The 10,449-nt window shown below is 45.8% G+C and carries 6 protein-coding genes; 1 reads left to right on the top strand and 5 read right to left on the bottom strand.

All coding sequences use genetic code 11. The features are described from left to right. Positions 1 to 75 precede the first annotated feature (75 nt). Positions 76 to 624: an RNA polymerase sigma-70 factor gene (locus tag ACESTD_RS05405; protein WP_005829791.1), complete on the top strand. Its 549-nt coding sequence runs from the start codon at positions 76 to 78 to the stop codon at positions 622 to 624. A 69-nt stretch (positions 625 to 693) separates the two neighbouring features. Here ACESTD_RS05405 and ACESTD_RS05410 read toward each other — a convergent pair whose 3' ends face one another. The 5 genes from ACESTD_RS05410 to ACESTD_RS05430 form a co-directional block, all read right to left on the bottom strand. Continuing rightward, on the bottom strand, positions 694 to 2,904 hold the full coding sequence (locus ACESTD_RS05410; protein WP_005829794.1) for a glycoside hydrolase family 3 N-terminal domain-containing protein: 2,211 nt from the start codon (positions 2,902 to 2,904) through the stop codon (positions 694 to 696). A 106-nt stretch (positions 2,905 to 3,010) separates the two neighbouring features. Next, positions 3,011 to 3,781 carry a hypothetical protein gene (locus ACESTD_RS05415; RefSeq protein WP_005829796.1) on the bottom strand — a complete coding sequence of 257 codons (771 nt, stop codon included), beginning with the start codon at positions 3,779 to 3,781 and terminating at the stop codon, positions 3,011 to 3,013. Between the two features lie 11 nt (positions 3,782 to 3,792). Continuing rightward, positions 3,793 to 6,513, bottom strand: coding sequence for a sugar-binding domain-containing protein (locus ACESTD_RS05420; RefSeq protein ID WP_373158714.1), 2,721 nt, complete (start codon positions 6,511 to 6,513; stop codon positions 3,793 to 3,795). Continuing rightward, positions 6,510 to 8,306 carry a glycoside hydrolase family 2 protein gene (locus ACESTD_RS05425; protein ID WP_151853210.1) on the bottom strand — a complete coding sequence of 599 codons (1,797 nt, stop codon included), beginning with the start codon at positions 8,304 to 8,306 and terminating at the stop codon, positions 6,510 to 6,512. Before ACESTD_RS05425 ends, ACESTD_RS05420 begins: the two co-directional genes overlap by 4 nt. 39 nt (positions 8,307 to 8,345) lie before the next feature. Next, a complete protein-coding gene (locus tag ACESTD_RS05430; protein WP_178292082.1) occupies positions 8,346 to 10,340 on the bottom strand; it encodes a glycoside hydrolase family 97 protein in 1,995 nt (664 codons plus the stop codon). Positions 10,341 to 10,449: the final 109 nt, after the last annotated feature.

Below are 10,449 nucleotides of genomic sequence, written 5' to 3' on the forward strand. Positions count from 1 at the left end.
TTTAATAAATTTCGAGGAACAAATAATATTAGTATCTTTGCCGCTCAAGAAGCCCTTATCTAATATAACTTCGATATGCCTGCAGAAGATGATATCCTATTGTTACAGTTAATCAAACAAGATGACGAGAAGGCTTTCAAGCACCTTTTCGATACTTATTTTGTTTCACTCTGCCGCTTCATGTCCCTTTATCTGAGAGACAAGCAGGAGATAGAAGAACTGGCCCTTTCCATCTTTATGAATTTGTGGGAGGGTAGGGCCGACTTGACTCTTAAAATCTCATTCAAGGCTTATCTTTTCCAGTCTGCACGCAATCGTTGCCTGAATGCTTTACGCGATGAAAAGGATACGGTTCCCATCGAGGGAGGAGAAGAATATGGATATGCTCTTGCGGCTGATACTTCGGTGGAGATGGAAGAACTGAACCGATTGATTGAAGAAGCTGTTTGTTCCCTTCCGGACAAATGTGGGCAGGTTTATCGCAAAAGTAGGGAGGAAGGGAAGACTAATCAAGAAATTGCCGGGGAAATGGGGATTTCTGTCAAGACGGTGGAGGCCCAAATAACCAAAGCCTTGAAGCATATCAAGAAATTTTTAGGAGAACAGTATACTTATTTGTTCTAAAATAGAAATTGCAGGCCATCTGTCTTTTAGAAGGATGAAAGGAGGATGGCCTGCAATATAAAAAGAAGATTAATCTATAACCGTGAATTTTACTTTCTGGTCTTTCACTATTACATAATATTCTCCATTTTCAAGGAAATGTTCACCATTGGCATTTACAAAACCAAGATCACGCATCGGGTCTATTTCAAAGCGGAATATATGTGTTTCACCTGCTTTAATTAGTTGCTTTTCGAAGTGCTTCAATTCTTTGCATGGACGGGTAATCGTGCTAAATGGGTCTGAGATAAACCAATGCACCACTTCTGCACCGTCACGTTTGCCTACATTGGTGACTGGGATTTCCATTACCAACTTTTCACCGCGTCTGATGGTTTCTTTGGGCAAGTTGATATTACCATAATTAAAGGTGGTATAACTCAAGCCGTATCCGAATTCATACAGTGGGGAAGAGGAGATGTCTTGATATTTGCCACTTTGTGGACGGGCTGTTTTGCGCTGATTGTAATAGATTGGAATCTGTCCGGTGGAACGTGGAAAAGTAATGGAAAGCTTGCCCGAAGGATTTACCCGGCCGGACAAGACACCTGCCAATGGTTTACCGCCAGGTACTCCCGGTTGCCACATCTCAACGATGGCGTCACAGAGAGGTTCCACTTTAGAGAGTCCCAAAGGACGTCCGTTAGCCAGTACCAGAACAATCGGTTTGCCTGCTTTCTTCATTTCAGCAATGAATTCCTCTTGAATGGCAGGCAGTTCTATGATGGAACGCGATGCGTTTTCGCCACTCCACTTTTTCTTTTCACCCATGCAGAGTAGAATGACATCTGCTTTCCGGGCTACAGCCAGTGCCTCACTGAATTTGGAAGTGTCGTTACCGTCGAAACCACAACCCTCGGTATAAATCAGTTCAGCCTTGCCTGCAAATTCTGCATCCAGCGCCTTTTTGATGGGGAGGACATCTTCTGCATGTCCATGTCCATACCATGACCCCAGGAGCTCGGCACTGTTTTGTACCAGAGGCCCCATGACGGCGATAGTTGGCTTGTTCCCGTTTGCCAGAGGGAGTACCTTGTTTTCATTCTTCAGTAGAACAATGGTCTCCTCTGCCAGTTTCTCTGCAATAGCCAGGCTTTGTGGAAGGAGGAAGCGCTCTTTTTCTGTAGATGTCGGGGTGTAGGGATTGTCAAAAAGTCCAAGGCGGAATTTGATACGGAGCACGCGTTTCACTGCATCGTCCACCAATTGCATGCTTATTTTACCTTCTTCCACCAGCTTTGCCATATGCTTGTCATAGCAATGCCCCATCATGTCCATTTCCAGGCCGGCGTTGAAAGCCAGACGGGCAGCTTCTTTGCGGTCGGCAGCATGGCCTTGGTCAATAAGTTGCGGTACTGCAGACCAGTCTGAAACAACAAAGCCGTCGTGTTTCCAACGGTTCTTCAGAATTTCTGTCATCGTGTAATGGTTGGCGCTTCCGGGAGTACCGCTGATGTCATTGAATGAACTCATTAAAGTAGCGGCACCGGCTTTTACGCCAGCTTCATAGGGAGGAATATAGGTGTCCCACAGAGTCTGATTGGAGATTTCCGTATAAACATAGTCACGTCCTGCTTCAGAAGCGCCGTATCCGATATAATGTTTAAGGCAGGCGGCTACTCGCTTGCTGTCGGACATGTCTTCACCTTGGTATCCTTTGATAGATGCGACACCGAATACAGCATTGGTATAAGGGTCTTCGCCATAGCCCTCTGCAACGCGTCCCCAGCGTCCGTCTCTTGCCACGTCAATCATAGGGGAAAAAGTCCAGTCTACCCCGGACATGCGTGCTTCCTGGGCGGCAACGGCACATGCTTGTTCTACCAATTGGGGATTCCAAGAACATGCTTGTCCCAAAGAGATGGGATAAATGGTACGGAACCCGTGGATGACGTCGTATCCGAAAAGGATGGGGATACCCAGACGTGATTCTTCCATTGCTTTTCTCTGAGCCTCGTTACGCAGATTGGCATCTTCATCAAAATAAATGAGGGAGCCTAATGTGGCAGGAATTTTTTTTACTTCCTCACCACGATTGTTCTCGTTGTTATTCCGCCCCAAAGTGTACTGGTTGAGTTGTTGTACCTTTTCTTCCAGTGTCATTCTGCTGACCAGGTCATTCACACGCTCCTCAATGGGAGCTTTGGCATCTTTGTAGATGGGTTGCTTTTTGTTTGCAGCCATTGCTCCGGCCAGGCAACCACTTAAAAGGAGGCAACTGATAAATGTTAGTTTCTTCATGATATATATAATTATGCTATTCTCATTAAATAAGACACGTTTTTCGGAATCTGCTCCTACACAAAGGTCGTTTTTTTAAGGAATATAAACAAGTACATGCAAGGGCTTATTTGAAAATAGGCTTATCGGTTAGTGTCATGGAAGCTTGTTCGTTATTTTTTAGTTCAAATACCACTATTTCATTATTACCTGCTATCAGAGCACCAGCAGGTATCTCCAGGGTCTTTTCTGTATTTTCTTCCCAGTAGGCACCCAAGTATTGCCCGTTTATCCAGACTTCTCCCATTCCCCAGCCAGACACGTCAAGAAAGGTCTCTTGTGCCGGATTGCTTACTGTGACACCACCTTTACGGAAGCAAGGGATGGAGGAGGTACCTTCTTTGAAAGTTATTCCGGCCACATCGCATTCCTTAATTTCCAATGGGGTCATCTTCCAGCCTTCTAAATCTGTCTTTCCCAATGTTATGCTGCCGTAGATACCTTTTGAATTGTCCAGAATTTCAGGACCATAGGTAATACGTCCGATATTTTCAGTATAGATACTAAGTTTGTGTATACCTATCGGTAGATTGGTTTTCAAGCTTTTACTGCTATCTTTTAAATATCCTTGCAGTTTGCCGTCTGCATAGACCACAGCATAATCCCGTACGTTTTCAATAGTTAGTGTGGGATTCTCCTCTTCCACATCAACGGTTGTCTCATAGAGGGCATAGCCAAAATCCATATCCAGCTCATTCATGGGCAGTAAGGCATCATCTTCTACAGTTTCTCCATAAACTTGTTCCAATGGAGCTGTTTGTGACATTTTTATCTCTTGTGCTGCTGCCGGTCCGACCGGCAGCAACAAAAGAGCCCAAAGCAAGAATAATTTCATCATATTTCCTTTATTTATTTCTTTAAGAATGATTCAATGTAGGACTCGTCAACGGTAATTTGTGGAGCGAATTTGTCACTCTTTACGTAGCGGTCAATGCTTTCCAGCAATTGCTGGGTGGCAGGACGTTCGTTGATGTTTTTCTGGGTATCTACGGCCAGTACCAGTAGACTGCCTTTCTTCACTTTTGCTTCGAAACCAATACCGAGCTTTTCATTATTGTCGTAATGGTCTATTACTTGTATGAAAGGCCGCAGTGCTGCCGGAGCATCTTTCATCTCAATAACCTTGGCATTTTCCAGAATGTCCCACCACTGCCAGTCAGTATGGTAGGAAGTTATGAAATGCTCGAATATAGGCTGGTCGTCATGAATCAGACAGCCAATGGTCATAGGAGGCCATTTGAACATTATCGGATTCCAAAAGTGATTGTGGAACACGGATTTACGACCTTTTACTTTGGAAGGTTTGGGGCAGAGTACCACTTTCTTGCCATCGGCAAGGTGTTGTTTTGCTTTTTCATCGAATACTGTGGTGTAGAGCACTTCACTAGTGGACTGCATTAAGTTGCTATGACGGGGATATACCCAGATATCCCAGCTGTTTTTTACGTGTGCAACAGAAAGATGGACCGTCAGCTTCTGTGGTTCAGTGATATTGTCCAATGCATAACTGAAATTGCCAAGTGGAAATACCCCGTTCTTTCCGACAGTTTGTGTTTTCAGTTTTCCGCTCTTAAGGGTTTTACCGTTGCTGTCGGTGATACTCCAATTGATTTTTGCGTTTTTCAATAGGGTAGGTCCATAATTGTATATTTCCGCTTTTCCTTCAAATACTTCATCATTGTAAAGTGCGCGTTTGTCGAAACGGAGCAACGCAACAGTCGGTGCACAGAACTCGCGCCACTTTTCCGGTGTGATGAGCCCTTTGGTATTCCAGAAAGGATCGAGAATGCCTACCGGTGCATATCCTTGTCCGGTAAAATCATTCAGAGACAGTAATTGGAAACCGCCTTTCAGATAAGTGCGCAACTGGGCTTCTATGACATCCTTGTACTCTATGGCGGTCAAGGCTCCAGAAGCACGGAAGAAGTCATGTGCTTGGTCGAGCATGTGGTTTTTGTCCAGCAGTTCACGGAATATCTCGAAATTACGCGCTTGTACGGGGCCGGTGAAGTTCTTTATTTCCTCGAAATTGGGATAGATGCACCGCTGTCCGGATTCATGCGAGATGATGGGCAGGCCTACTCCCAGTTCCTTGTTTTTGTCCCAGTTTGTATAAGGACGTCCTTCGTAGATGGCCATGTGTCCTTTGGTAGTCTGATGGGTAATGTAGAACTGGTCTGATTTGACACGTGTGCGGGCTGTGGAACCGCTGTATAGACGGCGGTTATCCAACTGGCGGGCCGTGGTGGTAAGCTCTTCTATGAAACTGAAATCACCGGTAATCTCGTTTCCGTTACAGTAGAGAATGAAGGAAGGGTGATTCCCATATTCTTTCAAGATACCCCGCAGCTCGCGACGGAAGAAATTCCAGCGCTTCTCATCGGGTTGGGCATCTTTACCCCACATCGGCATTTCCACCTCCAGATAGACACCCAGCTTGTCTGCCATACGGAACGCAGCGGCAGGAGGACACCAGGAGTGGAAGCGCATATGGTTCATACCATATTCTTTTAGGATACGGAGTACACGTTCCCAAGAGGCATCGTCCACGGGAGCATAGCCGGTCTTGGGGAACACTGCGTTTTCAACGGTACCGCGCAGGTGTATGGGTTCGCCATTAAGGATGATATGGTCCTCACCAGCCTCTACTTCGCGCATACCGAAAGTTGTGCTTTTCTCATGCGCATAGGATTGGCCCTCTACACTGGAAGTCAACTTACAGTCCAACGTATAAAGATTGGGATGGAACTCATTCCACAAATGGATATCCTTACCCAAAAACATTTCTTCCTCGATATAAGTAATGGAATCGGTCACTGTTACTGGTACTTCCTTTTGTAGTCTATAGTCCTTTCCTGTCACGTGGAAGGATATTTTGCCGCTGGCGGTATGTTCTGTACAGTTGCGGACAGTCATTTTGACTTTGATGCTTTTGTTCTTGATGTCCGGATAGACCTGCATGTCATCTACATAGACTGGATCTACAGCTACCAGCTTAATTTCGCCCAATACTCCGTTCCAGTTTATTTGGGTAAATTCGGAGTGGGCATGGTCCCATTTATGGGTATCGTACTGGTAGCGGTTGTCTATACAGAAAGTTATCAGTTCTTTTTTGCCTGGATGTAGCCATTGGGTCAGTTCGTGGTTGTGGGGAATACTGATGTAGTCTATTTTACTCACTTCTTCTTTGCCTACATATACCGAACTGAGCCAGTGTGTACGTTCAAAATAGAGGAAAATGCGTTTGCCTTTCCATGCCGCAGGAATTTCTATTTCTCGCTGGTACCATGCGGGGCCCATATATTCGTAGACACGGGTCAGCCTATCCAGGTGGCGGTAAGGAGATTTGTAGCCTATTTTATAGTCATCTGTAATTCCCGGCAGAACGATGCTTTCCTGCAGGCGATGGCAGTAACGTACGTCCAGTGAACCTCTCCGGAAGTCCATGACATCTGTCTGGAATGCCCATTCACCAGACAAGTCCATTTCATTCTTTTCTTGGGCATGCCCGCTCCAGACCATAGAGGTCAGGAGGAGGGCAGCCATGTAGTGTTTTATTTTGTGCTTCATTGTTCTGTTTTCTTTTGGTTATAGTAATCACGCATGATGTACCATGCTTTTTTGCGTTGTCCCTGGTCGGAAACCAGTCCTTTACGGTTCCATTCCCCTCCCTGGTGTGGATGGAAACGGAAGGGAGAACGGAAATCAAAAAGAATCCACGGCGATGTTCCGCGCAGGTTGGGGATATGCTTGAACATTTCCAGATTGTCCTTGTAGAGTTGTGCCTGATAATCCTCACTCCAAGAACTCTTGACTTCCGCGTCGCCATGTTTGCCATAGAGCGCTTCGCCTCCGAACTCGGAAATGAAAAGAGGTTTGCCGGGAGCTACATTCCAGACAGCCTGGTCCGGAGCCAGTGGCCAGTCATGATACCATCCCATATATTTGTTGATGGCTACCATGTCCAGGATGTTGATAATGGAGTCATTCATCTCAAAGTTCCGGCTTTCGCGGTTGAAGCGTACCAAATCGAAGGCGGCCGTAATCAGACGGGTTGAGTCGATGTCCAGGCAACATTGTTTCATGTGTTTCAGAAATTCATTGCGCGGGGCGGAAGTGGCTGTTTCATTGGCAATCCCCCAAAAGGCAACGGAACAACGGTTTTTGTCGCGCATCACCATCTCTTTAATCATTCTGCCTGCTTTCTCACGGGTAGCGGTATTCTTGAAGTCAATCCCTTGCCAGATAGGTATCTCTTCCCATAAAAGAAATCCCATTCTTTCTGCTAGGCGGACAGTATATTCATTTTGTGGATAATGTGCCAGACGAATCATGTTGGCACCCAGCTCTTTGGCTTCGGACAACAGCATTGTTGCGTCCGCTTCAGAGAAGGCACGCCCGCGGCGTTGCGGAATTTCCTCGTGGAAGCTGATACTGCGCAGGAAGATGGGCTGGTCGTTCAGATAGATATCTTCGCCTTTTACATAAAGGTTACGGAAACCAATTTGCTCGTTGAGCCGGTCACTTTCCGAAGTGATGGTTACATCATACAGCTTTGGAGCATCCGGTGACCAACGTTGCAGTTTTTTGGTTTTGATAGTGGCCTGGGCAATTCCGTTGGCATCGGTAGTCATGTTCTGTCTGATGCCCAATTCGGGGATGGCGACTTGTACGTTGATGCCAGGCTTTGCTTCGGATAAGGTTACTTTGGCACGAATCAGGTTGGATTGTACCTTGTCCAACTGGATGAAATGGTCTTTGATGTAGCTTTGTGGAACGCTTACCAACATTACATCGCGTGTGATGCCGCCGTAATTCCACCAGTCAAAGGACATGGCAGGGATGGCATCCGTGGTGCGGGTATTGTTGACTTTCACCACCAGGAAGTTGTCCTTTTGCTTTACCTTATCTGTGATTTCCACCTGGAAGGGAGTGAATCCGCCTTCATGACTGGCTATTTTCTCCCCGTTCAGATATATTTTGCTACGGTAACTTACCGCACCGAAATAGAGAAACAAACGTTTGCCGTCAGTCTTTGGGGTATCGAAAGAGCGTCCGTACCATACTGTTCCTTCATAAAATTTCAACTCGGGCATTTGTGAATTGAAATCGGCAGGTACATTCAGGACCAAACCTCCGTCGAAAGAGTATTCATAAAATTGCTTGTTGTCTTGAGGTTTTCTGTTTTTGTACACCTGCATCCTTTCTCCTTGGTCATAAAGGTCTACAATGGCTCCCCACTTCCCATTCAGTAGCTGGTAATCGCGTCCGTAAACATTGGACAATAAGTCTTGTGCTTGTGACTTGCCTCCCAGTACAGACACTGCGAGCAAACAAGTAATCATTAATCTTTTAATTTTCATAAATCGTATGTATCAGTTAACGTTTAAAAAGCCTATGAATTATTCTTTGTATATTTTCAATGCGCATCCGCCTCCTTGTGCCATTTTGACGGTCAGTTTACGGGATGCAGGAATGTCTGTGACGGTCTTTTGGTAGTCGGAAGCCAGGCGGTTGGCATTCACTCCGTCATGAAACATTTCCGCTTTCCATCTGCCTGCACCGAGGAAAGAAAGGTCTAGTGTCAGAGTACGTGCATCCCAATTGGTTAGGGAGCCGACATACCAGACATCTCCTTTCCTGCGCGCCATTGTAATGTATTTTCCAATTTCTCCGTTCATGGCTATTGTTTGTTCCCAAACGGTAGGGATGGTAGCGATGAATTCCGTGCATTCTTCTTCACGGTCGTAATTGGTGGGACTGTCGCACAACATGTTCAATGGTGATTCAAATACTACATATTCAGCTAATTGGCGGCAACGGGTTCCCTGGCTCATTGGGGTATCCATTGAGGAGTGGTAACACCGTTTGTTGGCATTGTGCATGGCGCCTTGTGTATAGTCCACCGGTCCGGCCAGCATACGGATAAATGGCATGGTGACATCGTAGGTTACCTGGTCGGTATGGATGTCACTCCACTTCATCTGTTCCAGCCCGTGAACGGCTTCATAGTTGATGACATTGGGATAAGTGCGGTTCAGCCCGGTAGGTTTGTACGTGCCGTGAAAGTCTACCATCAACTTATATTTAGCGGCAATTTCGGCAGCCCGGTAGTGGAAGTCTACCATTTCCTGGTCATCCCTATCCATAAAGTCAATCTTGAATCCTTTGATGCCCATTTCGGAATAGTGCTTGCATACATGTTCCATGTCGCGGGCAAAGGCATGGTAACCTGCCCAAAGGATGAGTCCTACATTCTTTTGCCTGGCATAGGCCGTGAGCTTTTTTAAATCAATTTCCGGTACAATTTGGAAAAGGTCAGCCTTGAGGTTGACAGCCCAGCCTTCATCCAGAATCACATACTCGATGCCATGCCGGGAGGCGAAGTCGATATAGTGCATGTATGTTTCATTGTTTATTCCAGCTTCGAAATCCACGCCTTTGATTCCCCAATGGTTCCACCATTCCCAGGCCACTTTGCCCGGACGTATCCATGAGATGTCTTTCATGCGTGATGGAGCAGCCAGCTTATAAACCATATCGTTATCTGCCAGCTCCTTGTCATTTCTTGCCACAACAATGATGCGCCAGGGCAGTTTGGCTTTCGGCTGACAGGAAGCAATGTAGTTTTCACGCTCTGTGACTAATATTTGCAGTTGGTTATGCCCGCCTTGTTTTTTTGTTTTGGGGACGGCGGCAAAAGCGGAAGTGAGTGCTGTTCCCCCGTTTCTGTTGATGAGGAACATGCCCGGATAGCTCTCCACGTCGGATTCGGCAATACAAAGTTTACGGCCGTTTTCCTGCTCTATTACTACGGGGGTAAACATCAGTCTTTGGGGGGTCAGTCCGGATAGCTCTATATGTGTATAGGTGTTTTCAAAAGAGTTGGAGAACTGGGCTTCTATCGGTTGTTTATCGCCATCTTTTACATAAGGAACAATCGATTTGTAGTCCTTGTTGAAGTTGAAGGCGGCTTCTTCGTTTGTAACTTTGAACGGTCTGTTTCCGGTCGCTGCGAACCGGTATGCCATTCCTTCATTGTACATTCTGAAAATGAGGTTGAAATGTTCCCGGAAACTTAACGTCATTTCATTATAGACATCCTTTACTTCACTGCGTTTGTAGAAAGGAGAGGGAATCACCTCATTTGCCTGGCGATGACTGACTCTCTTAAGATGGGAGCCGTTACCCCAGACTGTCCCATTATCCAGATGTACTGATAAGGGAGAGGGGGCTACCAATGTATGCCCTTCTTCCGTCAGCTCGTAAGTAATCCGGTCACCTATATATAAGGTAACCTCTAACTTGCCGTCCGGTGAGTTTAGGCGATATTCTTTTTGTCCGAACATGTTCGGGATGATGAAAAGCAATGTTGTGAGTAAGAAAAGTGTTCTCATGTCGTTATTTATTTTAGCGTTTGTTTTTAATTGCTGAATTCAACTTGCAAATGCAACAGAATTCTGATTAATAATTTGTTTAAATTTTTCGTTTGGCGTGAGGTATCCA

Origin of the sequence: Bacteroides sp. AR20 (assembly GCF_964250605.1) — a bacterium.
Taxonomy (GTDB): Bacteria; Bacteroidota; Bacteroidia; order Bacteroidales; family Bacteroidaceae; genus Bacteroides; species Bacteroides uniformis.

Excerpts from the sequence above, each read along its gene's own strand:
- ACESTD_RS05425 (WP_151853210.1), bottom strand. The coding sequence starts at position 8,306 with ATGAAAATTAAAAGATTAATGATTACTTGTTTGCTCGCAGTGTCTGTA.
- ACESTD_RS05430 (WP_178292082.1), bottom strand. The coding sequence starts at position 10,340 with ATGAGAACACTTTTCTTACTCACAACATTGCTTTTCATCATCCCGAAC.
- ACESTD_RS05420 (WP_373158714.1), bottom strand. The coding sequence starts at position 6,513 with ATGAAGCACAAAATAAAACACTACATGGCTGCCCTCCTCCTGACCTCT.
- ACESTD_RS05410 (WP_005829794.1), bottom strand. The coding sequence starts at position 2,904 with ATGAAGAAACTAACATTTATCAGTTGCCTCCTTTTAAGTGGTTGCCTG.
- ACESTD_RS05415 (WP_005829796.1), bottom strand. The coding sequence starts at position 3,781 with ATGATGAAATTATTCTTGCTTTGGGCTCTTTTGTTGCTGCCGGTCGGA.
- ACESTD_RS05405 (WP_005829791.1), top strand. The coding sequence starts at position 76 with ATGCCTGCAGAAGATGATATCCTATTGTTACAGTTAATCAAACAAGAT.